The organism is Sphingobacterium sp. MAE (assembly GCF_056711605.1).
The window spans coordinates 2,771,493-2,796,599 of the sequence record NZ_CM160044.1; the positions used below are offsets into that span (position 1 = coordinate 2,771,493).

A 25,107-nucleotide genomic window follows, 5' to 3' on the forward strand; every position below is an offset into this window, starting at 1 on the left:
ATCAAATGAAGCTAGATTTTTCTGCTATCTTATCTTCTGGCATAAATGTCTTGAAGATCGGGGTAACCACAAATCCTGGGTTGACAGAATTGACTCTGATGTTAAATTCCGCTAATTCTATTGCCAGTTGTTTTGTAAGTGCTACCAATCCGGCTTTTCCTACCATATAGGCTGATGCAGGCCCTGCTTTAAGTGCGTGATGCATCAATGCCGCTCCAATATTTAAAATGGATCCACTTTTATTTTCTTTCATAATTAAAGCTGCTGCTTGTGTAATGAAAAAGAAAGCTTTGGTATAGGTTTGAAAACTATCATAGTCTTTCTCTGTATGATCAAAAAATGAAATTGGGTTATAATGCCCAGCCCCATTAACCAAGTACTTTAAATTTGGCAATTCATTTTTTAGGTTTCCGTTAAAGTCAACCACAGCATCCATATCGGAAAGATCTACCGAGTAAATTTTCACCTGACCTCCTTTTGCTTCCAATTCTGCTTTAGCTTTATTCAAGCTATCGACACTTCTTCCTACTAGTGCAACTTCTACTCCTCTTCCAATTAATAATTCTGCTGTGGATTTACCTATTCCGGTTGAACCACCTACGATTAATGCTTGTTCCATTTTTATATTTTTTATTTATTTCCGTCATGGAAATAGTTGAAATCTATTTTATGAGATCTTACCTTCGGATTAAGCTCCGTAAGTAAATTCATAGTTTTTTATAATTGCAGGATTAAGACTGTTTCCCACGTGACATAGATTCTTTGCTGAATTTTCCATCCACTCCTTTTGTTCTGCTGTATAGTCTTTATCAAAGAACAACCTCACGTTGATCGTTCCCACTTGTCCTCCTTCTGCGGACATTTCATAAGATAACTCGCTTCTAGAGCCGTTTACTTCGAAATCTTTTTTTCTGGCATAAAAATCTACTGTTCCAAGCATACAGCTTGCATATGAACCCATAAGAAGATCAATAGGACCAAATTTTAAATCGACTTGGATTGGATCAGTGCTTAATGGTGATTTTGTGCTTGAATGATATTTACCTTCGTAGGTAGTTGCTATTATTTGTGACATTTTATTTAATTTTTTTATTGTGAATACGAAATGACTTATATGTTGAAATTAGATGCTACATCCATCAATTCCACACATATTATCTCCTGATTCTTCTGACAGATCAATAATGCTTTCCTGGTAGGTCTGTGCAAGAGCCTTAGCAAAAAGTTCGACAGGTTGTGCTCCTGAAACGGCATATTTACCATCAAGAAGGTAATAAGGTACACCTGTTATTCCTAGATTTTGTGCTTCCATGATATCCTGTTTCACTTCATAGTTGTACTCATCTTCAGCTAATACTTTTCGGGCTTTTGACGGATCTAAGCCCAGTTCCTCCGCAAGGGAGACCAAAAATTCAACATCCGCAATGTTTTTTCCGTTGACAAAATGAGCTTCAAATAAAGCTTCTTCCATATCATCAGCTTTACCATGTTCTTTTGCCAAATGCAATAACTTATGAGCAGGAAAAGTATCGGCAGCAATGACCTGATCGTAATTAAAAGTTACACCTGCATTTTTACCCATTTCTTTTAATTGATTCAAAAACTGATCAAGGTGAGCTTTAGAAAAACCTTTACGATTCATCATATACTCGCTGATACTCAAAGTTCCGGAGTTTTCTTTTAAAGTAGGATCCAACTGGAAACTTTTCCACTCTACTTCCACTTCATCTTTGAATGAAGAACCTGCTAACGCTTGCTCAAAATTTTTCTTAGCGATGTAGCAAAAAGGACACATGATGTCCGACCATACCTGTATTTTCATTGTCTTGTTATTTTTAAGTTTATTTAGAGATTCTCATTCACGATTTCAGTAAGCTGATGTACACCGAAATGTCTCCATTTCATCTTACCATTTTTGAATAGCATCGTTGTTGGTACTCCTCTAATCTCGAATATTTCTGCTAAACCCGGGTTCTGATCAATATCGACCCTTTCATAATGAATCGCCTCGCCATAATTCGCTATGGTTTGATCGAGATGCGGTTTCAAGGCGATACATGGACCACACCAGAAGGTGTGAAAATTGATCATGGTTAATTGATCAGATTCTATTTTGTTAGCTAAATTCATTTTTTTGATATTTTAAAATGGAGAACAACAGCAACATTTCGATTCGGAACATCGCTGTTGTCATACACGAAATTACATCACAGCATTTAAGCTCTTATTGATACTGATTTTTACTGGTTCTGCAATGGTTCTGTATCCCGGAGATACTTTCCGTACATGTTCCGCAATAGCTGCGTAGTCTTCTTCAGTTCCGCTACCGGTAACTTCAAAATTGAACTGAAGTTCTTCAAATCCAACTGAAACATTTGGATCAACTTCTAAAAAGCCACGTAGATCAAGATTACCTACAATAGTTAAGTTAACACTGTCAAGCTTGATTCCTTTACTGGTAGCCCCTACCACAAAACCCACCATCATACATCCGGCTAAACCGCCTAAAATATAATCTTGAGGATTCGGATTCAGATTGTCTCCCAACAATTCTGCGGGCTCGCCTATCTGATATTTGAATTGTTTTTCAACGAAAGCGCTTCCTATCTTTTTACTGTGAGTGGTAATTTCAGTATTTACACCACCTTTCCAGGTTGCGGTTACACCTAATGCTGCAATTGCTTCAGCAGGTTTGTTAGTAATTATTGCTACATAATTTCCTAATGCTTCTAAATTTACATTGTTTAACATAACCAATTGTTTTAAATTTTATACTACAAAGGTACTGGCTAGAGAGCTTCAAGAAAATGGACAAAACTGAAAACAAATAGCACTTATTGATCCGATTCTAGTCATGTTAGATGGTCAAATTTCCTTTGTAAAAGGTATTGGTGAAAAGATAGGTCGGACCAACTGAACCTACTTGATGAAAAATCAAATCATTAGTTGCCTTACACTTATAAAAAAGGAAGTTTTCCAAATTATGGGAAACTTCCTTTTTATCAAGAGGCCTTTTGCTGTTTTGAATGACGTAATTTAGTTTCGGATAATAACAGGATAAATTGCTCACTTGACTTCTTTACAAAATCTTTTATAAGAGCTAAACTCCTCAAGTTAGCTTCAATGAACTACTCTGCAAAAAATTCTTTTGCAATACCGTGAGCTGATTTAAGCGCATTTGAAAACTCCTTTTCAGTATCGGGATTAACTAGATTTCCTAAAAATTTAACCGAATAAACTTCAGTAATTCCAACAAGTCCTAACCACCAATTGAAATAAGTAGACTGGAAATCAAGCCCTAGCTCAATCGGTACACCCGCACCATACACACCTGAAGTATAAATAACACATGCCTTCTTATCTTTCAGTAATGGAAAGTACCCTTCTGCTCCAAAGCCAAAAGTCAAGCCCGGCTGTGAGATGGTATCGATATAGTGTTTCAATACCCATGGAATACCACCATTCCACATTGGAACAGTGATTAGGTATTCATCTGCTGAGGAAAACCGTTCCGTTACCTCCACAACTTTATCCCAAGATGTTTTTAATTCCTCATTTAACGTGCCTTCACCGAAGAAAGTCATCTTGGCCGCAGCTTTGTCCCCATCAAAAGTAGGAATGCTTAAGTCCCATAGATTCAATTCATCTATAACAGCATCCGGATTCGACAGTTTATACCGCTGCAAGAATTCTTGAGCAATGGCTCCGGATTTAGATTTCTCCTTTCTCGGTGAGCTGATGATGTGCAGTAGTCTTTTCATGTTAAGTTCAAGTTTATAGAATTAAAGGTTTTCTTTTACCAATTGACCAAGCTCATGAGCGGGCACAACACCGGAATGTCTCCATTTCATTTCTCCATTTTTGAAAAGCATCGTAGTCGGTACACTTCTGATTTCAAATAGAGTTGCTAAATCTGGATATTTATCGATATCCACACGTTCATAATGAATGACATCATCAAATTCCGCAACCACTTCATCTAAATTTGGTTTCATGGCCACACATGGAGGACACCAAGTCGCATGAAAATTAACCATGGTCAATTGTTCCGATTCTATTTTATTTGCTAAATCCATTGTTTTATATTTTTAAATTATTAACAGTTGTATTGTATTGTATTAAGGCAATGCTGGATATTTTCTGCTTATAATGATCATGTGAGTCATTAAATATGATTATAAACAAGCATTACCTGATTACGGAAAAAGGGATTCTTAACGATTTAAATCATCCATTACTTCTTTCATGATCATCATACTTTTTAATTTTTCCTGATGGTCATAGATAGGCGAATGGATCATCAATTCGTCCACACCTGTTTGCGCTATAAAATCCTTTAATTCGCCTCTAATTTTCTCTTTACTTCCCACAAAAGAACAGGCTGTCATTTGCTTCACTTGTAACCGTACCTGCTCAGACATGCTATCAAATAGCTCCGGCAAGGACTTTACTGGCGGTTGTAAAAACTTTCCTGCATTTTGTGCTAAACTTTGAAACATCAGATGCAAACTTGTTGACAGCATCTCTGCTTTCTGATCCGTATCTGCAGCTGTAGCATTTACAGCGGCGATCGTATAAGGCTGTTTCAGTACTTCAGAAGGTTTAAAATTCTGATGGTACAGAGCAAATGCATCCAACATCTGTCTAGGAGCAAAATGACCGGCAAAAGCATAGGGCAATCCTTTGGATGCGGCTAAAGCGGCACTTTCTGTACTCGATCCTAAGATCCAGATCGGAACATGTGTATCTTCGGCTATAAAAGCACGCACCTTGGCGTAGGGATTCTTATGAGAAAAATACATTTCCAGTGCTTCTACATTCTGAGGAAATCGCTGAGATTGCTCGTAAAAATCCTTCTGGATTGCCAAAGCAGTTTGAATATCACTTCCGGGTGCTCTGCCCAACCCCAGATCAATCCGATCGGGATAAAGTTGTGCTAAGGTTCCAAATTGCTCGGCGACAATCAGAGGTGAATGGTTTGGCAACATAATACCTCCCGATCCTACACGTATGTTTTGCGTATGACCAGCAAGATGTCCAATCAAAACTGATGTTGCAGTACTGGCAACATGAGCCATATTATGGTGCTCGGCTAACCAGAGACGTTTATATCCTAAAGTATCGACCAATTGGGCCAGTTCTTTTGTTTTTTCGAATGTAGAACGAGCATTGCTATCTTCACCAATAAATGCTAACTCTAATAATGATACAGGGATCATAATTTTCCTCTTTTTAATAATTAATTACAGCTTTTGATGAGTTTAATAGTCTTTCTTACTATTGAAATGCTATTATTTGTTTATAATCAACAAATAATGAAGAACATGGATCTCAAAGATCAGTACTCATCTGTCTTAAAATTTTATACTACAAAGGTAATTGCTGGAAAGCATCAAGAAAATGGACAAAACTGAAAACAAGTGGTACTTATTAACAAGATTATACGCGCACATGATGGATCGACATCACCTGTATTGCATTCAAAACGAGACAACTACAATTAAGAGAATTTGAGGAATTATTTTAGAAAACGATATACAGCCCCATTAAAACGAATGTTCCAGCTTTTACTAAAGATGAATTTTTAAAATTTAAAGACCGATGTGGAAATGGTGATAGCTTTACCTTGATATTAGGATTTGGTAGTTTACTATATGAACATTTCTAATTGCATATAAAAACCTAAAATGGCTATTGTGGACTTTTCCTTTGCTCAAAAGAAGAACTGACCAGTGTCTCAATTAATCTCTTGGGATGCTGGTTAATACGTTTTACAATATCCATGGTATATAAAATCTATTATTGAAAATACTATTGAAAGGATTTTCGAAAAGATGTCGGTGACTGATTGGTATATTTCTTAAAATATCTGATAAAGTAAGATGAGTCTTCGAAACCGATTTTATCTGCGATCTGATTCACATTTAGTTTTGAATGTAGTAATAATCTTTTTGCTTCCAGTACTATCCTTTCATGGATCATTTCAGATGGTTTTTTATTGAGCAGCTGCAAAGTAAGATTTGAGAGAGTTCTGAGGGAAACAAATAGCATTTCCGCATATTTAGATGCAGGAAGTCCTTTGGTGTAGTTCTCTTCAATCAGATTGACAAAGTGGATCAATTGGGTACGTTTTTCGTCCACAATAAACGGTGCATGGCCCTTATTTAGTTCTTCAAGTTGATATTTACGACGCTGAACCTGAATCAAAAATGCTTTTAGATAGAGCCTGAGCAATTCTTCCTGGCCATATTTATCCTGTTCTTTAAGTTCAGTCTGCATTTGGACGATATACTCATCCAGTTTATATTCGTTTCCACTACATACACAACAAGAAGGAATTTGATAGGCATTATTAAACATACTACACTTGAGAAAAAAATCAACATCATCTTCCTTTTGAACCAAAAAATCCTCTGCGAAATGAATAACAAATCCTTCGTAATCCGGATTGTTATCAAAAGCATGAACCTGGTTTTTAGCAATAAAGAATATCGTATTTTCTGATACATCGTATTCATTGAAATCAACAAAATGCTTCCCAGTACCTGACTTGAACCAGATAACCTGATAAAAACTATGGATATGGGGTTTGGCCATATCTTCCTGATGCTCTTGTATCAGATCTTGTAAAGACTGAACCTCAAACTGCATTTTACCTGGAAAATCAGCATGTAAATGATATTCGTAGATCGCTTCCTGTTCCTGCTTTTTCATATTGACTTCGGTTTAATGCTTAATGTATTGACTCTGCAAATATAGTAGTATTTCCATAGTCACTATCAATTCTTAAAGTCTAAATGTATTTTGAAAATCGTATGACAATCATTGAAATTACAAATAATAATCTGTACTATTTTATGATAGTCCTTAATTTTAAAAAGCTGTTATTATCTTGGGGCAATTGTTATATCATGATCCAGATCAAATCACGAATGCTCTAAAAATACTATATTTACATGCCATTAACATCAATGTTCACGGCATCCATTTTCGACTTGGCAACCAGGTTTCTCCGGTTAGAAATCGATTAAATCTCATTTACTTAACGAAAGAGTGCTTACGCCATAAAAATTTTGAATGTGTGAGTAATAAGATGTTATGAAAGATTAGGAGACCAAATTAGGATAAGTTTAAATAACTATTGCCGTAGCAAAGTTTGATAGAAAGTATAATAATGAAGACAAAACTAAGAGACCATATCGCAGAAATTGTAGACTTTTATGAGGAAGAGTTTGAGTATATCAGCTCGCACTTTCATTATAAAAAAATGAAGAAAAACCAGTTTATTATACAAGATGGACAGCAGAAAGTCAATAAATACTTTGTACTCAGTGGAATTTTAAAATCTTACTACGTCGATAAAAGTGACAAAGAACATATTATACAATTTGCACAGCCAGACTGGTGGATCACGGACTATAATGCATTCTTTAATAATAAAGAAGCAACCATCAACGTCGACTGTATCACAGATTGTGAATTGCTGTATATCAGTAATGAAGATCTGGAAAAGTTGAGTGCTGAATTTCATAAAATGGAGCATTTCTTCCGTGTCAAATCAAATGCGGGCTATGTGGCATCACAGCAAAGGATACTTACCATGCTCAACCTTACTGCTATGGAACGGTTTAACCATTTCAACAGTTTATATCCAAACCTGATTCAATCAATCCCTAAATACTTGATCGCCTCCTATATCGGTGTGTCAAGAGAAATGTTAAGCAGATTGAGCAAAAATGTGACAAATCACACAAAATAAAAGTGTGAAAGTTCATTTTTTATCCATATTAATTGCTCCAATTTTGTAGTGTAATAAAACATTATTAGTTATGAAATACGGACAAATTTTCACTTACACACTCGAATTGGATTCTAAAGAAGAATATATCAAACAATTCGTAGACCCATTTGCAGATACTATTGCTAAAGCCAAAGGGTTAATCTCAAAAGTATGGATGGCAGATTTTGACACTCAGTTTTCTAGTTTCTATTTATGGGAAACGAAAGAAGACATGGATGCCTTTATGGCAACACCAGAAATAGACGTTGTCGCTCATTTACCATTTTTAAAAGACTTAAAAATAGTTGCCATTCCGGTTGTAGATGAAGCATCTAAAATTACCAGAGGTATTTAAAAAATCCATTACAGGTTAAGATCAGCCATTTCAGGAACTTTTTTCTTAAATGGCTGGTTTTGCTCAAATTTTTCATAAATACAATTCGAATGCTATCAATGGACTTTTTTGACTCCATGTTTTAAAGAAATCACCACATATCAACTGCAAATATACTAGCCGGTGATTTTACAGGTATTCCGATTTCCATTTTTAATATACCACCAACATGATGGTCAATATTTTGCACTCAACATGCATAAAAATTAAAGAGGAAGATCAATAAGTACCATTTTTTTTCAGTATTGTCCATGTTTTCGAAGTTGCCCATTGCTTAGCTTTGGGATATTTAATTTATACCATTATCATTCCATGTCAGACTTATCCTATATATCTTCAAGAGGCAATCGTGCTTACCATACTGTTGTTAGACCAGATTTTGAACTTTATTTTGAAGCATCAAAAAATATATATCATGCTGTTGATAATCCACACGGAACTTTTCCAATGAATGTCGCGGATAACAATCTAAATTGGCCTATCCTGAGTGAGCGCTTGCAAAAAATCGCTGCTACGCAGGAAATTCCAGACTGGGTTTCAGGCTATACTTCTGGCCTGGGGCACGAAACCTTCCGAGCAGCATTAGCAGATTTTCTGGGTATTTTTTTAACAAAACGCCCCTTAGATCCGGCAAATATAGGAGTGGCTGCAGGAGCTACCGCCGTGATCGAACTATCCGCAATAATTCTGGCAGACAAAGGAGATGTTGCTGTATTTCCAGCCCCTGCATATCCTGTATACAGCCGCGACATCATGAATAAGGCTGGCGTAGAAAGATATGATTTAATCACGCATCATGATAGTGATGCTATCCATCATGGACCTATTCTGTCGATTGAACATCTGGAAAAAGCCAAACGAGATATCGAGCTCCAAGGTTCAAATTTCAAACTTCTGGTAGTTACTAATCCTGATAATCCGACCGGAGGATTATACACCGTAGAGCATCTGGAAGCTATTGCCGATTGGTGTATCGAAAGAAAAATTCATTTTATCGTCAATGAGATCTATGGACTTGTAACCATAAATACAACAGATCCAGCTATAGCTGATGATTACCTCGATCATCGTCAGTTTTCTTCTTTCCTCTCAATAATCCATAATAAAAACAGTCCATATTTACACCAGTGGTACGCACTTTCTAAAGATCTGGGGATTTCAGGAATGAGAGTCGGTATGGTATACTCGCTTAATCAAGCCTTCTTAATTGCTTTTAATAATTTAAACCTGCCGCACATGGTTTCAAATCATACACAATGGTTAATGGAAAATGTGTTGGGAGATCACGAGTTTATGCGCAATTTCTTGGATGCACAGCATCAAGCCTTAACCAAGGGATACATTGTAGTGGTAGATATGTTAAAAATTTTAGATGTACCATTTGTTCCTTCCTATGGAAGCTTATTTATATGGGTTGATTTTTCTAAATTTTTATTCGCGGAAACTTTGGCTGCGGAAATCGAATTTTGGGAGAATCTTTACAAAAACACAGGTGTCTTATTAACACCGGGAATCGGTTTCGGTCACACAAAAAAAGGCATGTTTAGAATAGTATATACTTGTTTTGATGATGAAGCCTTACGGATTGCTATGAAAAGGATACAGTACTACTTAGCAGGTTTAGTTACACCTTCAGAAATATCTGTTGAATAATTTTGTTATACTATAGGTTTTGGTAATAATTTTATCCTAAATCAAAGCTAATGACGACAATAAATCAGTTATAAAAATATTAAGAGAAACATATGACACAATATTTCAGAAACTTCACCATACTTGGACTGATTAAAATAGCTTTCGGTCTGCTTTTCATTGCCATAGGAATTATGGACAGCGAAATAAACATCTCAGTTCTTGGAGCTATTTTACTTATAACTACCTTAATAAATAAAGGTACTTGCCCAGGAGATGTCTGTTCACCACATCTTAATAAAAGAAGAGTCAATAAATAATGGTCCAAATAGCTTTCTGAAGCCTATCTTTCTTTTGATAAATAATCGTAGGTGCACTGTACTCCATCCTTACTGGTTACCATATCTTGTCATGCAGATAGTCAGATATCGTAAATAACTGAGATATACTAAAGACAGACTCTCGGATGCCGGCAATCTGCCTAAAAGTTAACATTGCTCTGCTTTTACCTGTTCTTACAGCTGTAGGATGATTGAGTATATATTCTTGCTGTATTTGCTTTATATTCATCTGTATAGTTTTTACAAATTAATAGATCAATCAGAAAACTCTCAAGAATTTCGCTTCTAACACTTCTTCTGGTACGTCCAAAATCTGCTCAATCACTACTGTCGCAGACTCCTCCTTAAATTCACTCTTAAACGCCCATAGGTCGTTTACTTTTGTAGGGACAAAATGCTGTATAACATCACCGACACTATTATCGGACTTCAGGATATTATATCCCTTATGCTTTAAGTCCTTCAAGATCTCCATTGTCAATGGTACATTCATCGTAATTAGTATTTATCGTTTTTGCTTTATTCCAACAGGGTTGACATTTCGATCTTAAATCCGTTTACCGTAAAGTGAACTTACAGAGCCATCTCCTGCTTTAATTCAATATTGAACAGGATGAATACGAAAGAATCTCGATCAACCGGTTATCTTATTCCAAATATTCAATTTGTTAAACACTTCAACGTTTGACTTCATAGCATTCTTCCACATTTTATTACTCCAACTACATAATTGTATTAAAAAAGGAAACACTTTAAAATTAGCTAGATAATCTTATTCCAGACATACTTTAAATACAAAATTTAATTAAAAAAAATACTTTAAACTAAGATAATGGAATAGATTTTGTGTATTTTTGAAAAAAACATGCAGAAATAATGATTATTCAATTTAGCTTCGGCAATTATAAAACGTTTAAAGATAAGGTAGTCTTAAATATGGTTGCTTCCAACTATGACAAAGATACGAATGAAGAGGATAATGTAATACATATTGAGAAGCAAGGGTTAAGATTACTTAAAAGCAGTGTAATATTTGGAGCGAATGCCAGCGGTAAAAGTAAGTTTATTGATGCAATCAGCTTCTTTAGAAAATTTATAATAGACTCATCTAAGGTAACACAAGAAGGTGAAAATATTGACATTCAGCCTTTTCGATTAAATTCAAAAACTAAAGGAAGTGTCTCCGAATTTGAGATGACTTTCAAGATTAAAAATATAATCTATAGATATGGTTTTGAGGCAAATAAAACTGCAGTAACAGCCGAATGGCTGTATTCCCGACCTGCAAAAAAAGAAATTGAATTGCTTTATAGATCAGAGCAAACTTTTGAGTACAACGAAAAACGCCTCAGCAAAGCCGGCCCACTTGTTGCCGAAGGTCTTATTAGAAAAAATTCCTTAATGCTCTCTGTTTTAGCACAGTTTAATGATATAACGGCCATCGAAATTTTAAGTTACTTTAGAAACTTAAATTGTGTGTCAGGTCTTGACGAAAGAGAATACAAAAACAGCTCTATTGAAAAAGTTAGGGACGACGAGAAAAAAAGGCAACAAATTGTTGAATTTATAAAAAGTGCGGATTTAGGAATTCAAGATTTACGACATGAGGATCTGTATGAAAAGTTGGATGAAGAAGGAAAAGAAGCATTTGATAATATAAGAAAACAATTTGATAAATTTGACCCTCATGCTCTTTCAATGATCCGGACCAACCACATAGTTTATAATGATCAAAATAAACCAGATGGGTTCGTAGAATTTAGTATGTCGCACGATGAATCACAAGGAACTCAGAAATATTTTTATTTTGCTGGACTAATATTAGATGCCTTAGAAAAAGGTATGGTACTGTTTGTTGATGAACTGGACTCCAAGTTGCATCCAAATCTAGTTTCAAAAATAGTTTCTTTATTCAATTCTAAAATCACAAATACTAAAAACGCACAATTAATATTTAATACTCACGATACAAACCTTTTAAGTTCTGGTGTTTTTCGTCGCGATCAAATTTGGTTTATTTCAAAAGATACTTATGGTGCATCCAAGCTTTATTCACTTGCAGATTTTAAGACAGATGTAGTTCGTAAAAACGAACCATTTGAAGAAAACTATATAAGAGGTAAATATGGAGCAATTCCTTTCTTGAATGAGTTTGATAGAATCACAGCACAAATTCTGAAAGACAATGGCTAAACAAAATAAAAAAGAGGTTGAAAAACAAAAGGCGGAGGCTCATAAACTCAAACTTGCTGAGGCCAAAGCTAGACGTAGGGCTGAACCAAGTCTACAAAGGCCAGAACCAACTTTAGATATAAAACCTACCATTCTTATTTATTGTGAGGGACAAAACACTGAACCATCTTATTTCAATAAATTCAAAGTATCAAGCGTTACAGTAGATGCATTTGGAGAAGGAAAGAATACTTTATCCCTTGTAAAAGAGGCAATAAATCTTAAAGTTAAAGCTGAAGCTAATGGAAAGCCTTTTGAACAAGTTTGGTGTGTGTTTGATGCAGATCCTAAGCCTGACAATCCTAAGCAATTAGAGAACTTTAATGCTGCAGTTGCTTTGGCAAAAAAGAGTGGTTTGAAAACCGCATATTCAAATCAAGCATTTGAATATTGGCTTATTTTGCACTTTGAGGATCACCAAGGTGGAGCAATGCCTAGAACTGACTATGATGGTAAATTAAATGGTTATCTACAACCTTACGGAGTTTCTTATGATGGAAATGGAAGTAAATTTGTTACTCCTGAAATATTCAGTATTCTATTCGAAGAGGTTAGAACCACAAAAGATGGTTTACCAATAAGTCGATATAACGAAGCTGCAAGAAGAGCAAAAAAAAACTATGAAAATCACAGCGAAGATCACAGTAATCCAGGTAAAGAGGAATCATCGACATTAGTTTATCAACTCGTCGAAGTCTTATTAAAGCATATATAACACGAACGTTTTAAAGGTGAATCACTAAATAACAGGAATGCAATATCTACGGTATTAATCGACCGACGCGGGAGTGTAAATCAAACTGTCTCATTGTATAATTAGCCTAATTCTAAAAGCCTCTATCCAGCTTGAGCCTATCTCCAAATTTAATATAAAGCCCGGATATCGTCAAACCCCAGTTGTGCATCGGCATTGTCCACTTTTTAGAGATGTCCTTTATTATCAGGAACATCAATTTCATAAGAGCTTGCTCAGAACTGAATGCACCTTTAGACTTCGTGATTTGACGGATCTGAGGTTGCATTCCTTCAATAGGATTAGTGGTGCAGATAATCTTGCAAACCTGCTCATCATACTCAAAAAAAAGTAGATAAGTTCGTCCAATTATCCAACCAGGATTTAGCAACAATTGGATATTTCTTACCCCATTTCTCTTCGAAGATAATTAAGTTTTCACAGCCCATTTCTTCGTTAACAGCCTTATAAACGGGACTTACATAGTTATTTAAGATTAACATCATACTATAATACTGAAATCAATCAGATTGTGGAGTTTCAACATTTGACAAAATAGTCTTTAAGATAACTCTTCATGATTAATTAATTTAATCATAGTACACTCTAATCTTTGAACGGAAAAAGCTAACACAAAAACGGTAATATGAAAATAGAAAAATAGAAGATTTATGAAATTGTACTAAACCGGGAGATGGCCCTCAATTTGCCACATATTTTTACGCCATAAAGAAACAATATCTACCAATTCATTAAAATCCCAATTTTCAGATAATATTGACAACCCAGTGAAAATGGGTGAATCTGAACCCGACATATGAAAATAAAAATGAATTAAAATCAAACCATTTCTAGCTAAGTTATTCATTATTTGAATTGTCAAATTGATAGATGAGTTAAAATAAAAGGTGTTGAATAAACAGAACCTTAAAGTGTAATTAAAGAGCTCAAAAGTGTAATTTTTATTGATATACCCATAGCTACATTTGTATCGGTGTAACGATAGCTTAGCCGGCATAAGATATAGCACCTATAACACATAATTTTAACATAATTTTTTTTAAGATGAAATTCATAAAATTTTCTTTACTCACTCTTCCTCTTTTAGTGTGCTCTTTAAATAGTAATGCACAGGAAAGCGCAAAAAGCACATTCAATTTCCCTACTGATCGCAAGATCAATATCGGAGTTTTAGTTTATGACGGTGTAGAGATTGTCGATACGGGTGGTCCTATTGATGTTTTTGTAAAGGCTAATAACTGGAATGGCAACTATAATATTTACACCGTATCGGCAACAGCCAATAAAAATATAATCATGGACGGTGGAACAGTAAATCTAGTTTCTAAATACAGCATATACGATGCTCCACAATCAGATATATTGGTCATCCCTGGAACATCTCCTGAGATTGTCAAAACGATTTCTGAAGATAAAAAAATGATGAATTGGATTGTCTCACAGAATGAAAAAACCCAAATGACAATGTCTGTCTGTACTGGTGGACTTATACTGGCAAATACGGGTCTGCTCGATGGGCGCTCTGCAACTACGCATCACTGGTCAATTGATGAACTGAGATCGCACCCTAAAATAAAAGTGCAGGAAAAAACTCGATTTGTAGTGGACGGCAAATTTTTAACTGGCGCCGGTGTCACTTCTGGTATGGATGTGGCTCTTCAAGCTATTGAATTGATAAACGGTAAAGAAATTGCTGACGATATCGCACTCGGAATGGTTTATGACCGTTATAATACGATGGAATTTTTACCTAAAAAATAACACCAAAATAACAAATGAAGTAACTGTTGACAAATATGACTTGTCAGCAGTTATTCTATTTTACCGTGAAACTGTTTTTTGTGGAATTCTTTCGGAGTTTCACCAGTATATTTCTTAAAAAAGCGGTTAAAATAACTATCCGTTTCAAATCCCAACTCCCATGCGACTTCCTTTGCTGGAACTTTTGACCAGTACAGGAGTCTTTTTGCCTCTAGTAATAAATGCGCATCAATTAGTTGCTTAGGTGTTTTAAGGGTTGATTTACGAACACTTTGATTTAATGTCCGCGTTGTAACATTCAGCCGATCTGCATAGAATTTTACCTGATGTTGTTTATGGTAATGTTGTTTTAGCAACGCTTTAAAACTATCGTAGATTCCCTGAACATTGTGATCTTTAACTGGATACTTTACCGAAAGTCCATAACATTGGACGATCAAAACATTCAATAGGGCTTTAATCAATTCTTCATCGGCATCTTCTTTATCAACTTCTGTCGAAATAATTTTGATGATATGATCCAATTCTTGAAGTTTTTCAAAAGAAATTTGAATGAACGGCCGTGAGAACAACAGATTTACTTTTTTAAGAAATTGATGAGTCTGATCGGCAATAAAATGACTAGAGAATGCGATTGATACTATTTTGCAATTGCTCATGTCAGGATGCGTGTGTACCTGATCAACATCCAGCATTAGCACTGCTGGCCCTGAGAGTTGCTTATTTTCAAAGTCAGAAAGATGACTCACATAACCTTCATACAAAAAGCTCAGTATATAAAAATTATGAGTGTGAGCATCTGAATCTAACTTCATAAATCGCTCCAATTCTTCTCCTGTAATCAATGAAAACTCATCCCTGAAATTAATACTGTAATTGGGCAATATACAATCCATTTTGTTACTCTTCTAAACATTGCACAGGAAGAAAATCCTGTATTTACTATTTATTCTAAAATGATGGTCAAGTTTTTCAAAACACATCATTTGTCTTTTTTTGCATCAGTGCACTTACTAAACTAGGTAACTCAATCCAAAAGTTGCTAATAGTTCCATACCCCTATATAGCTTACTATTATATCATTTATCGGATATAAAAGCACCAACGTCCACTTTCCGATAAGAAAAGTAGGAATTTCGGAAAAAGTAGTATTTCCGTCACCATATTAATATTGCTTATATCCACTGATTATCAGTATTTCTTACCTTTTGGTAAGTAGCTATATCCATCTAATATACCTATACAAAGATAACCAAAATACAAATGTGGTCAACATGGAAACATCAATAGGTCCGAAAAACCGATTGCATTGTCTAATATCCAACTGGTCTCTTCAACTCGGTAGAAACAATATATCGCTTATGTAACCAAAGTAGCTGAACTTGTTATTAAATTGATGCATATTTACTAAACCATCTTACAAGTGATGGATATTGCAGGTAAGTTCAATCGGTGTTGGAGCCATAAAATGAGCAAAGAGTAACAGGATGTTATTCTTCATCGTCAAGCAGACCAGCGCTCAACTAGTGCATATACTCTTCGTTCAAAAAATGGTTTTGAAAACGTAAAGTGTTTTTCGGAAGTAAAGAATGAGAGAACGATAGGAAGCAAAAGGTAAAACTGCCGATTGCTGGATCTGAAATTGTTAAATTTAGAATAAAAAGACATCAATATGGAAAAAAATAAGAAAGCAAATGAGCTATGGAATGCTAGATGGGACGACAGATACAGCAACGAGGAGTTTGCATATGGTGAAGAACCAAACAATTATTTAAAAAAGCAATTGGCAAAACTAGCCGTTGGATCCATTTTTTTTCCTGCAGAAGGTGAAGGAAGAAATGCCGTATTTGCAGCCAAAAGCGGCTGGAATGTTTCTGCGTTTGACATAAGTATTGAGGGTAAAAATAAAGCGGTTAAACTTGCTAAAAAAAATGAGGTAACCATCGACTACAAAGTGGGCGAATTGGAAACTTTAGATTTTGAACCCGATCAATTTGATGCAATCGCCCTAATCTATGCACATTTTCCAGCTGATATAAAATCTAACTATCATAAGGCACTAGACAAATATTTGAAAAAAAACGGTACCGTAATCTTTGAAGCCTTTAGCAAAAAACACATTGATTATGTAAGGACAAACGAAAAAATAGGCGGACCGAAAGACATTGAAAGTTTATTTTCAATAGAGGAAATAAAAGCAGACTTCCCGAATTATGAAATTGTGGAATTAGTAGAACAGGAAATTGAATTAAAGGAAGGACTTTACCACAACGGAACAGGTTCTGTGATCAGATTTATTGGAAGAAAAAAATAAGAACAATGAAAAATTACTTTAGAAACTGGAACTTCATGCGGTTGCTTCGATTGGCAATGGGTATTTTGATCATCATACAAGGGTTTATGGATAATCAGTGGATGTTCGTAGCACTAGGTGGTTTATTTTCACTAATGCCCTTGCTAAATATTGGTTGCTGTGGTACTTCGAGCTGCAATACATCGTTTCCAAAAAGCAACAAAAAAACAGATGAAATAACGTATGAAGAAGGCGCTAAACGCAGGACTTGATTCTAATCGATTAAGATCCTGATGCAACTGGTGGTTAATAGTATCTTTGACAGATCAATCTTGTTATGTAACTTTTGTTACATAGTGCAGGGATAAGATCATCTACCTTTGTAGGTGATGAATTTCAAAAATAATTGATTATGCTAAATAAGATAAACTTAAAAAGTGCTTTACTCCTGCTTATTTCCCGGTTAATAAATAATAAAATAAACGCTCAAAGCTATTATTTCGAACGTGTATATGATGAAACGCTTGCGCAGGCGAGTTACTTCATCGGAGATTTTACTACAAAAGAAGCAATTGTTATTGACCCCAAGAGGGATATGGATGTTTACTTGAACATAGCTAAAACCAATAATTTCAAAATCACCAAAATATCCGAAACACATATTCATGCTGATTTTTTAAGTGGCGCTCGTGAATTGGCGGCTGCGACTAATGCTGACCTATTATTATCAGACGAAGGCGGTAAAAACTGGCAATATCAGTTCCCTCATAAAGGTCTAAAAGATGGTAACATCATCACCTTAGGGCAAGTTGAGCTCAAAATAATGCACACTCCTGGACATACTCCCGAAAGCATCACTTTTTTGGTCGTAGATACAAAAGTATTTACCACACCAAAAAGGGCAATTACTGGTGATTTTATTTTTGTGGGAGATGTTGGTCGTCCTGATCTTTTGGAAAAAGCAGCCGGACAGATAGCCTCGCAGGAAATCGGTGCAAAGCAACTCTTCGCATCCATTCTAAAATTTTCTAAATTGTCTGATGATGTGGAAATCTGGGCCGGACACGGAGCGGGTTCTTTTTGTGGCAAAACCCTGAGCAATATTCCGCATTCAACATTGAAGGACGAAAAGCTCAACAGTAAAGCTTTTCAATTCAAAAATGATGAAAAGGGTTTTGTAAAATACATTTTGGAAGGACAACCCTCTCCTCCTAAATATTTTGCCGTAATGAAGCAAATGAACAAAGAGAAACGTCCATTGCTTATCGAGGTTCCTGTTCATCAAAAACTTACTCACCAAGCGCTGCAAAAGGCAATTGAAAACAACCTTCTGATAATTGACACGCGCAACAAAAATATGGTTGCAGAAGGACACATCCCTGGTAGCTTACATATCGAAAATGGAAAGTCTCTCGCTAATTGGATCGGTTCTTTAGTAGATGATCAACAACAATTGGTATTGATTGCTGACGAAGGTACAATGGAAGATTTAACCCGAAAACTGATACGTATCGGTATGGACAATATCTATGGTTTTGTCACCGACTTGGACAAGATGAATATGGAACTGGAAAAATCTAATCTCGTAACTAGTACAGAAGTACAAAAGCATTTGGATAAGAATGATGTGCAAATCATAGATGTAAGAACAGAAAATGAATACAGTAACGGGCATATCAGAGGTGCTGAAAATATCTCATTAACTACTTTAAAAAACAATCTGCACAAAATCAGCAAAGACAGAACGGTCATCGTTCATTGCCAAAGCGGAGTCCGTGCTGCGATGGCATACTCGCTCTTGAAAAAATCAGGTATTCAGAATATCAAAATGTTCTCCGGAGGAATAAATGAATGGACAGAAAAAAAGATTGAATGAGTCAAAGAAAACTAAAGTATCGATTACAGTGTCACGCCAACCATCAAGGCTATTCCTTTTGACTCTAGATCTACCCTTCCATAACCGATACCGGTAAGGGGCATTTTAAGAAAAGGTTTTATGCCGACATTGATCTTATCACTCACTTTTTTCTCTAATGAGATTGAAAAATCAGCTACACCAAATATGTGCTGATTTTCACCACTGATTTCGTATACGGCACTTCTTTTATTTTCTGAATTGCCTGATCCTCCATATTCAAAAGTGTATTTTTCCTTTAACATGAAATAGCTTGAAAGACCTGCACTAACATTGAACTTGATTTTTTTATTTTTTAAAACAGTATAATTGGCCGTTAAAGGAATATCTATGACGTCACATTCGGCATTGACCATACTTGGCATCTCGGTTAAGGTTGGGGGATTTGCAGGTGAATATAGACTGTAGTCCGACCTATAATTTTTCTTTGCATAAGTGGCTCCTAAGGATATACTTAATCTACTGACCACGGGATAAGAATATAGTACACCAACATTTTCACTTAAAGTCGATTGATCAGACCCTCTGACATTAGATAGGTCAGGTCCGGCCAATATACTTAATACGGAGCGGGAATCACGAGGAGCTGCATTGTACTCATTTTTATGCTGTAGCGGCATTGTGGATTCACTCGTGAAGCTTGGAAAAGCTTCTATTGATGGGTGAAAGCGATATTTCGATCTTGTCATGGGTTTTATTGTAGGGATCGAGATTTCGCTCAATGAACCTGTTGACAGTATCCTGTTTTTTGAATTAACGACTTCAATAGACGCAGTACGTTGCCAAGCCTGTGGATGCTGTGCTGATGAGAAAGTTTCGGTTAGTTCTTCATTAAAGATTAATGTTGTTTGCTTTTCTTTCGCACCGCCTTCTCCTTGTAGCTTTCCGTTGAATTTTTCCCGTAACACAGGAATGTCAGTATTCACAGTTTCGAAACTTTCATTTTCATCTGTAACCAATATATTTCTGTCTAAAATAAAGAATACGGTTGCAATAGCAGCTGCACTTGTTACAGCTAAAATAAGCAATCTTCTAACTTTTTTTTTACCACTTTTCTTCTCCAAAAGTGACTGCATATCTTGCCAATGATCTTCATCGAAGTCTAGTTTAGGATCACTCAATCCTTTTCTAAAAAGTTCATCGATCTTGTTCTTTTCCATCAGTTATGTTCCTAACTTTTAATTGCTACTGAATTTTGATTTCTTACCATTTCCGCCAATCGTTGTCGTGCCTTATGTAGATTGGATTTTGAAGTACCTACTGCAATGCCAAGCATACTACCGATCTCTTCATGTGTATAGCCATCGATGGCATAGAGATTGAAAACAGTCCGATACGTAGGCGACAATTTTTGTACCATCTGCAACAGATCCTCATAATGCAACTTTTGTGAAATTGTTTCATCTGTAATCGGATGCTCATAAGATGCTATATCAACCACAGCACCCATACGAACCTTGCTCCGGTAGTAATCGATTGCTGTGTTTGTCATGATTTTTCTGATCCATGCTGATATAGGTTTATCAAAATTATATTTTTTTATGTGCTTGAATACCTTAAAAAATCCGTCATTTAATATTGCCAATGCTTCTTCCTTATCGTTTGAATACCGTAGGCATATTCCCAATGCCAGGGCATGATATAGTTTATAAAGATCTTTTTGGGATCTCCGGTCCTCTCTGATGCATCCTTTTATGATTTGGATCGTGTTTTCGTCATGTTCGTTTATCGTCACTCGAGATGCTGCTTTTCTTTGATAAATATAGTGTTAACTATATTACGATGGAGAAATAAAAAAGGTTGCCTTGGTAAATTATTTTATTTTTTTAGATCTCAGGCAACCATCCTCAGAACAGCACCGTATTGATTAATAAACTACACTAAAACTATTGATCATGAGATTCAACAAAACCAAAATGAAAACAGCCATGATGGCAACAGCGCTATTAACCATTTTTTCATCCTGTTCTAAAGACAAGGTTGAAAATCCCGAAAATAATACGAAAGGTATGCAGATATCCCAAGATGCTAAATTCGGAACAATTCTTACTGACAGCAATGGAAAAACATTATACTTTTTCTCAAATGATACCAAGGGTTCTTCAAGTTGTACTGGAAACTGCTTGACAGTCTGGCCAATTTATTATAGTGGTGATATAAGTAGCGATGTGAAGATTGATAAGAGCCAATTAGGAGAAATCACGCGGGCTGACGGTAAAAAACAAAGTACCTATAAAGGTTGGCCTCTTTACTATTATGTTGGCGATAGCAAAACTGGCGAAGTACAAGGTGATGCCGTAAATAAAATCTGGTATGTTGCAAAACCCGACTACTTACTTATGGTCGCAAACGGGCAACTAAAAGGAGATGACACCAAAAACTATTTAGAAAACTATACCGAAGGACAAGGCAATACAACCTATCTGACCGACGATCAAGGAAGGACATTATATGCCTTTAAACCAGATCGATTTAATAAAAACAACTATACAGCCGCTGATTTTAGCAATGATGCTTTGTGGCCTATCTTCCAAAAAGAAAAAGGTGCACTACCTTCCTTGGTTTCTGCTAAAGATATTGCCGTTATTACGGTTTTTGGAAAGAAGCAATTGACATATAAAGGATGGCCGTTATATTATTTTGGTCAAGATCAACAAAGAGGCGACAACAGAGGTATCAGCTATCCGCGCCCAGGTGTATGGCCTATTGTGAATGATAAAACAACCGTCGCAGCCGCAAACTAATCTTAAATCTAATCCCATTTGGTTTATTCCTATTTATTATGGAAATATTAAAATTTAAAAAATCATCATACGATATACGAATTGGTAGGCAGTTCAGGGCTTCTTTAGTATTGCTTGGAATCGCTGTTCTATTTAGCTGTACAAAAAAACAGGCTCAGGAGATTTCTCCTGAGCTGCCTAACGAGACTGAAACCGTAACCGTACAAAACGTGACCTACATTAATTTTGCGAAGGCACTTTTCGAAACAAAATGTAATTCATGTCATGCCACTGGCAGATCGGCGAGCGCACGTTGGACTTTAAACGGGTATAGTTCTGTTAAAGATCACGCTGCCCGGATTAATAATGTGGTATTGGTCACGAAAACAATGCCGATCGGTTCATCATTGTCCGCGAAAGAGATAGAATTGTTAGATGCTTGGTTTAAACGTAATACACCTGAAAATTAAACGTAAATTCTTATGAAAAAAAATACTTTTTATAGTGTATTCCTGCTTCTGCTTCTAAGCCTTGAGGGTTTTGCACAACAGAGCAGTTCCTTTATTTCAAAAGGTGCATCCATCAGCTTTTTCAGTAGTGCAATGCTCGAAGACATTGAGGCTAAGAGCAACTTAGCGGGATCAGCATTAGATATAAAAACCGGAGATATCTTATTTCGGGTAAAGAATACGTCTTTCCAATTTGATAAGAAACTGATGCAAGAACATTTCAATGAAAATTACATGGAAAGTGACAAGTATCCTGTCTCGGAGTTTAAAGGGAAAATTGAAAATAGTGGACAGCTAACCACGGATGGGAATTATACCGCAAAGGTTTCGGGTACATTACAAATTCATGGTGTCACCAAAGCTTACTCTACCATGGCGACATTTACAGTCAAAAACTCAATTATAACTGCTGCAGCTAGTTTCGACGTCAAACTTGCAGATCATAAGATTACCATTCCATCTGTGGTTGGAAAAAAAATCGCAGAAGTTGTCAAGGTAAAAATAAATGCCACATATAAACATTAATCTAAAGCATGCAAGGAAATATGAAAAGTATAATATGTACCCTTCTATGTGGTATCACGACAGGGGCATTTGCACAGGAGGATCTTGATAAACTGATCGATCTAGGAAATCCGAAGAATGAAAAAGTTACTGCAACATTTAAGTCGGGTAGCTTAATTAATCTTAAAACTACGGAGACCATTCATCGAAATGAAATGGATTTTAAGGTGGATCATCGCTTTGGAGATATAGCAGGAAGTGCTGGTGGGTCCAAAAATTTCTTTGGTCTAGACAACTCTTCCGATATCAGAATTGGTCTTGATTATGGCTTATTGGATAACCTAACAATTGGAATTGCTAGAGCAAAAGGAGCAACAGAAATCCGACAGCTATATGAGGCTAATTTAAAATACCGCTTTTTGGAACAAACTGTCGACAACAGTGCACCTGTATCCATCGCTTTTTTTGGAAGTACGACCGTATCGGCGATGGAAGCATCGGAAGATAAAAATTCGGCCGCTTATTTTGAGAATTTTAGTGACCGTATGAGTTATGTAAGTCAATTGATCATAGCTCGGAAGTTTAGCCCAGAAATTTCTCTTGCATTGGTTCCCACCTATCTCCATCGCAATTTTACGGCTTTTAGTGATCAGAATAATATGTTTGCTATCGGAATCGGAGGTCGAGCAAAGGTTAGTAACAGAATCGCGGTCGTTGCAGATTATTTTCTTCCTTTTCGTAAGTCGTCTAAAAAGCAATATCGAGAAAACATAACGGGTCAACGCTATTATAATGCTTTAGGTGTGGGACTGGAAATGGATACAGGTGGCCATATCTTCCATTTAAACTTTACAAATGCAACAGCGATGCAGGAATCTCAGTTTATTAATGAAACAATCAGTTCTTGGGGTAAAGGACAATTTAGATGGGGATTTAGTATTGCAAGACGTTTTAGTTTTGATAAAAAAGCTAAGGAATAAGCTTTAATCTATAAACACAAAAAAACTAAATGCACATATCATCATGACAATGCCTCCAAAAAAGTATTTAACTGTTTGGGGGCATTATTATAAAAAAACAGCTAGGACTGAATTTAACTGTTTTTACAAAAAGAAAAAGAATTCAAGAACTTGATGATTTTCTAATCCGCTCCTACTGCCCTTAAATGTTCTGGTTACCATTCTCTAAATATTTTCGTTCTGAATGTCTATAATGGGGGTTTGCTCATATTATACTTTCTGTAATTATACAAAAAATACGCTATTAAAGTGTAACAGATCGACTATTAATAAATGACTATGAACTTATACCATTATGATACTCATATAAAAAATCACTTGTTGTAAGTCCAGTCTGTTTTTTAAAGAAACGCATTAAATGATTGGGTTCTGAAAAATTAAGCTGATAGGCAATCTCTGCAACGGTAAGCTTGGAATGAATTAGATAATCTTTGATTTCGATCAATAAGCGTTGCTTCAGCAAATGGGTCGCTGTAACATTAAATTGATTTTTGACCGCTTTATTAAGAGCAATCCGATTAATATGAAGAAGTTCGGTATAATCACTTATACGTTGCTTTTCTTTGATGTGAATTTCTATTAATTGCTTAAACGCAAAAGCATCATTTTGCTCATTTTTTTCTGCTGCCAAATGATTTATTTGACTATATTCTCGGTTTAGTTTTTGAAGCAGATAATAAATCAATGAACGGATAATATGTACACTGTCAATTCTAGTCCTTACCAATTCCGATTTTATTTCAGCAAGAAGAGAGAAATACCTTTCCATAAGTGCATCATCGATCTGCATATTCAAGGGACATTCCAACTGATAAAAGTATAATAAACGATAGGCAAATAACTTGTCTGAAAAAAAATCATTCAAAAAGTCCTCTTGAAAAACTAAAATTACAAAATCTAAACCTTCAGGATTTAGATTCCATTCCCGTTTTTGAAAAGGAGACAGAAATATAATACTGTTGTCGATGATCTCTATTTTATGATGATTCAAAATAACATGACCACTTCCTTTTTTAATAAAAGCGATTTCAAGATAATCGGTGTCGTATATTCCACTATTAAGATAGCTTTCTTTAACTTCATCTGAAGGCAACACATTAATAAGAAAATCAACGCCACATTCTGTTTTATGAAATTTTACGGTTCTCAATTTATTATCTTTTAAACAAATGTACTAAAAGTTCTTTTCCAATTTTTTTATACATTTCAGAATTGACAACATGGTATAATGTAGTGTAAAAAAGACCGAT

At 35.6% G+C, this 25,107-nt stretch carries 28 protein-coding genes and 1 pseudogene; 13 read left to right on the forward strand and 16 right to left on the reverse strand.

All coding sequences use genetic code 11. The annotated features are described in order from the left end of the window. Nucleotide 1: 1 nt before the first annotated feature. The 9 genes from AC06G9_RS11750 to AC06G9_RS11790 all read right to left on the reverse strand — a co-directional run bounded on the left by AC06G9_RS11750 (nucleotide 2) and on the right by AC06G9_RS11790 (nucleotide 6,714). Nucleotides 2-619 (reverse strand): SDR family NAD(P)-dependent oxidoreductase, encoded by a 618-nt coding sequence (locus AC06G9_RS11750; protein ID WP_480956241.1) that lies wholly within the window; start codon nucleotides 617-619, stop codon nucleotides 2-4. Nucleotides 620-688: 69 nt separating this feature from the next. Continuing rightward, a complete protein-coding gene (locus tag AC06G9_RS11755) occupies nucleotides 689-1,075 on the reverse strand; it encodes an OsmC family protein (protein WP_480956242.1) in 387 nt (128 codons plus the stop codon). A 48-nt stretch (nucleotides 1,076-1,123) separates the two neighbouring features. Next, the gene (locus AC06G9_RS11760) at nucleotides 1,124-1,822 is read right to left on the reverse strand and encodes a DsbA family oxidoreductase (RefSeq protein WP_480956243.1); all 699 of its coding nucleotides are present in this window, start codon (nucleotides 1,820-1,822) and stop codon (nucleotides 1,124-1,126) included. Nucleotides 1,823-1,845: 23 nt separating this feature from the next. After that, nucleotides 1,846-2,130: a thioredoxin family protein gene (locus AC06G9_RS11765; protein WP_480956244.1), complete on the reverse strand. Its 285-nt coding sequence runs from the start codon at nucleotides 2,128-2,130 to the stop codon at nucleotides 1,846-1,848. Between the two features lie 72 nt (nucleotides 2,131-2,202). Next, on the reverse strand, nucleotides 2,203-2,751 hold the full coding sequence (locus AC06G9_RS11770) for an OsmC family protein (protein ID WP_480956245.1): 549 nt from the start codon (nucleotides 2,749-2,751) through the stop codon (nucleotides 2,203-2,205). A gap of 377 nt (nucleotides 2,752-3,128) precedes the next feature. Further along, nucleotides 3,129-3,761, reverse strand: a complete 633-nt coding sequence (locus AC06G9_RS11775) for an FMN-dependent NADH-azoreductase (protein WP_480956246.1) — start codon at nucleotides 3,759-3,761, stop codon at nucleotides 3,129-3,131. 21 nt (nucleotides 3,762-3,782) lie between these two features. Continuing rightward, on the reverse strand, nucleotides 3,783-4,076 hold the full coding sequence (locus AC06G9_RS11780) for a thioredoxin family protein (RefSeq protein ID WP_480956247.1): 294 nt from the start codon (nucleotides 4,074-4,076) through the stop codon (nucleotides 3,783-3,785). 138 nt (nucleotides 4,077-4,214) lie between these two features. Then, the gene (locus AC06G9_RS11785) at nucleotides 4,215-5,219 is read right to left on the reverse strand and encodes an LLM class flavin-dependent oxidoreductase (RefSeq protein WP_480956248.1); all 1,005 of its coding nucleotides are present in this window, start codon (nucleotides 5,217-5,219) and stop codon (nucleotides 4,215-4,217) included. Between the two features lie 592 nt (nucleotides 5,220-5,811). Next, nucleotides 5,812-6,714, reverse strand: coding sequence for a helix-turn-helix domain-containing protein (locus AC06G9_RS11790; protein WP_480956249.1), 903 nt, complete (start codon nucleotides 6,712-6,714; stop codon nucleotides 5,812-5,814). Between the two features lie 460 nt (nucleotides 6,715-7,174). Between AC06G9_RS11790 and AC06G9_RS11795 the strand changes: the two genes are divergently transcribed. The 3 genes from AC06G9_RS11795 to AC06G9_RS11805 all read left to right on the forward strand — a co-directional run bounded on the left by AC06G9_RS11795 (nucleotide 7,175) and on the right by AC06G9_RS11805 (nucleotide 9,827). After that, the gene (locus AC06G9_RS11795) at nucleotides 7,175-7,759 is read left to right on the forward strand and encodes a Crp/Fnr family transcriptional regulator (protein WP_480956250.1); all 585 of its coding nucleotides are present in this window, start codon (nucleotides 7,175-7,177) and stop codon (nucleotides 7,757-7,759) included. 70 nt (nucleotides 7,760-7,829) lie between these two features. Then, entirely contained in the window at nucleotides 7,830-8,135 is a 306-nt protein-coding gene (locus tag AC06G9_RS11800; RefSeq protein ID WP_480956251.1) for a YdhR family protein, read from the forward strand. A gap of 351 nt (nucleotides 8,136-8,486) precedes the next feature. Next, nucleotides 8,487-9,827 (forward strand): aminotransferase class I/II-fold pyridoxal phosphate-dependent enzyme, encoded by a 1,341-nt coding sequence (locus AC06G9_RS11805; protein ID WP_480956252.1) that lies wholly within the window; start codon nucleotides 8,487-8,489, stop codon nucleotides 9,825-9,827. A 375-nt stretch (nucleotides 9,828-10,202) separates the two neighbouring features. Here AC06G9_RS11805 and AC06G9_RS11810 read toward each other — a convergent pair whose 3' ends face one another. Then, on the reverse strand, nucleotides 10,203-10,376 hold the full coding sequence (locus tag AC06G9_RS11810; protein WP_480956253.1) for a hypothetical protein: 174 nt from the start codon (nucleotides 10,374-10,376) through the stop codon (nucleotides 10,203-10,205). Nucleotides 10,377-10,406: 30 nt separating this feature from the next. Continuing rightward, nucleotides 10,407-10,640: a hypothetical protein gene (locus AC06G9_RS11815; protein WP_480956254.1), complete on the reverse strand. Its 234-nt coding sequence runs from the start codon at nucleotides 10,638-10,640 to the stop codon at nucleotides 10,407-10,409. 383 nt (nucleotides 10,641-11,023) lie between these two features. Between AC06G9_RS11815 and AC06G9_RS11820 the strand changes: the two genes are divergently transcribed. Continuing rightward, nucleotides 11,024-12,340 (forward strand): AAA family ATPase, encoded by a 1,317-nt coding sequence (locus AC06G9_RS11820; RefSeq protein WP_480956255.1) that lies wholly within the window; start codon nucleotides 11,024-11,026, stop codon nucleotides 12,338-12,340. After that, nucleotides 12,333-13,094 (forward strand): RloB family protein, encoded by a 762-nt coding sequence (locus AC06G9_RS11825; protein WP_480956256.1) that lies wholly within the window; start codon nucleotides 12,333-12,335, stop codon nucleotides 13,092-13,094. Before AC06G9_RS11820 ends, AC06G9_RS11825 begins: the two co-directional genes overlap by 8 nt. Nucleotides 13,095-13,206: 112 nt before the next feature. Here AC06G9_RS11825 and AC06G9_RS11830 read toward each other — a convergent pair. Further along, nucleotides 13,207-13,594, reverse strand: a pseudogene (locus AC06G9_RS11830) (transposase); the annotation flags it as partial. Nucleotides 13,595-14,177: 583 nt separating this feature from the next. Between AC06G9_RS11830 and AC06G9_RS11835 the strand changes: the two are divergent. Next, on the forward strand, nucleotides 14,178-14,894 hold the full coding sequence (locus AC06G9_RS11835) for a DJ-1/PfpI family protein (RefSeq protein WP_480956257.1): 717 nt from the start codon (nucleotides 14,178-14,180) through the stop codon (nucleotides 14,892-14,894). A 50-nt stretch (nucleotides 14,895-14,944) separates the two neighbouring features. On the opposite strand, the gene AC06G9_RS11840 is transcribed toward AC06G9_RS11835, so the two are convergent. Continuing rightward, nucleotides 14,945-15,790, reverse strand: coding sequence for a helix-turn-helix domain-containing protein (locus tag AC06G9_RS11840; protein ID WP_480956258.1), 846 nt, complete (start codon nucleotides 15,788-15,790; stop codon nucleotides 14,945-14,947). Between the two features lie 776 nt (nucleotides 15,791-16,566). On the opposite strand from AC06G9_RS11840, the gene AC06G9_RS11845 reads away from it, so the two are divergent. From AC06G9_RS11845 to AC06G9_RS11855, 3 genes are all read left to right on the forward strand, one after another. After that, entirely contained in the window at nucleotides 16,567-17,208 is a 642-nt protein-coding gene (locus AC06G9_RS11845; protein WP_480956259.1) for a class I SAM-dependent methyltransferase, read from the forward strand. 5 nt (nucleotides 17,209-17,213) lie between these two features. Next, entirely contained in the window at nucleotides 17,214-17,459 is a 246-nt protein-coding gene (locus AC06G9_RS11850) for a hypothetical protein (protein WP_480956260.1), read from the forward strand. Nucleotides 17,460-17,599: 140 nt separating this feature from the next. Next, nucleotides 17,600-19,063: a rhodanese-like domain-containing protein gene (locus AC06G9_RS11855; RefSeq protein WP_480956261.1), complete on the forward strand. Its 1,464-nt coding sequence runs from the start codon at nucleotides 17,600-17,602 to the stop codon at nucleotides 19,061-19,063. A gap of 23 nt (nucleotides 19,064-19,086) precedes the next feature. On the opposite strand, the gene AC06G9_RS11860 is transcribed toward AC06G9_RS11855, so the two are convergent. Both AC06G9_RS11860 and AC06G9_RS11865 read right to left on the reverse strand, forming a co-directional pair. Next, entirely contained in the window at nucleotides 19,087-20,262 is a 1,176-nt protein-coding gene (locus AC06G9_RS11860) for a hypothetical protein (RefSeq protein WP_480956262.1), read from the reverse strand. A gap of 11 nt (nucleotides 20,263-20,273) precedes the next feature. Beyond that, nucleotides 20,274-20,837 (reverse strand): RNA polymerase sigma factor, encoded by a 564-nt coding sequence (locus AC06G9_RS11865; protein ID WP_480956263.1) that lies wholly within the window; start codon nucleotides 20,835-20,837, stop codon nucleotides 20,274-20,276. Nucleotides 20,838-20,997: 160 nt separating this feature from the next. Between AC06G9_RS11865 and AC06G9_RS11870 the strand changes: the two genes are divergently transcribed. The 4 genes from AC06G9_RS11870 to AC06G9_RS11885 are packed head-to-tail and all read left to right on the forward strand — an operon-like array spanning nucleotide 20,998 to nucleotide 23,818. Then, nucleotides 20,998-21,846, forward strand: coding sequence for a hypothetical protein (locus AC06G9_RS11870; RefSeq protein ID WP_480956264.1), 849 nt, complete (start codon nucleotides 20,998-21,000; stop codon nucleotides 21,844-21,846). A gap of 38 nt (nucleotides 21,847-21,884) precedes the next feature. Further along, nucleotides 21,885-22,295: a hypothetical protein gene (locus AC06G9_RS11875; protein ID WP_480956265.1), complete on the forward strand. Its 411-nt coding sequence runs from the start codon at nucleotides 21,885-21,887 to the stop codon at nucleotides 22,293-22,295. A 12-nt stretch (nucleotides 22,296-22,307) separates the two neighbouring features. Beyond that, nucleotides 22,308-22,859: a YceI family protein gene (locus AC06G9_RS11880; RefSeq protein WP_480956266.1), complete on the forward strand. Its 552-nt coding sequence runs from the start codon at nucleotides 22,308-22,310 to the stop codon at nucleotides 22,857-22,859. Nucleotides 22,860-22,879: 20 nt separating this feature from the next. Further along, nucleotides 22,880-23,818, forward strand: a complete 939-nt coding sequence (locus AC06G9_RS11885) for a DUF5777 family beta-barrel protein (protein WP_480956267.1) — start codon at nucleotides 22,880-22,882, stop codon at nucleotides 23,816-23,818. Between the two features lie 316 nt (nucleotides 23,819-24,134). Here AC06G9_RS11885 and AC06G9_RS11890 read toward each other — a convergent pair whose 3' ends face one another. Next, nucleotides 24,135-25,007: a helix-turn-helix domain-containing protein gene (locus AC06G9_RS11890; RefSeq protein WP_480956268.1), complete on the reverse strand. Its 873-nt coding sequence runs from the start codon at nucleotides 25,005-25,007 to the stop codon at nucleotides 24,135-24,137. Between the last annotated feature and the right edge of the window lie 100 nt (nucleotides 25,008-25,107).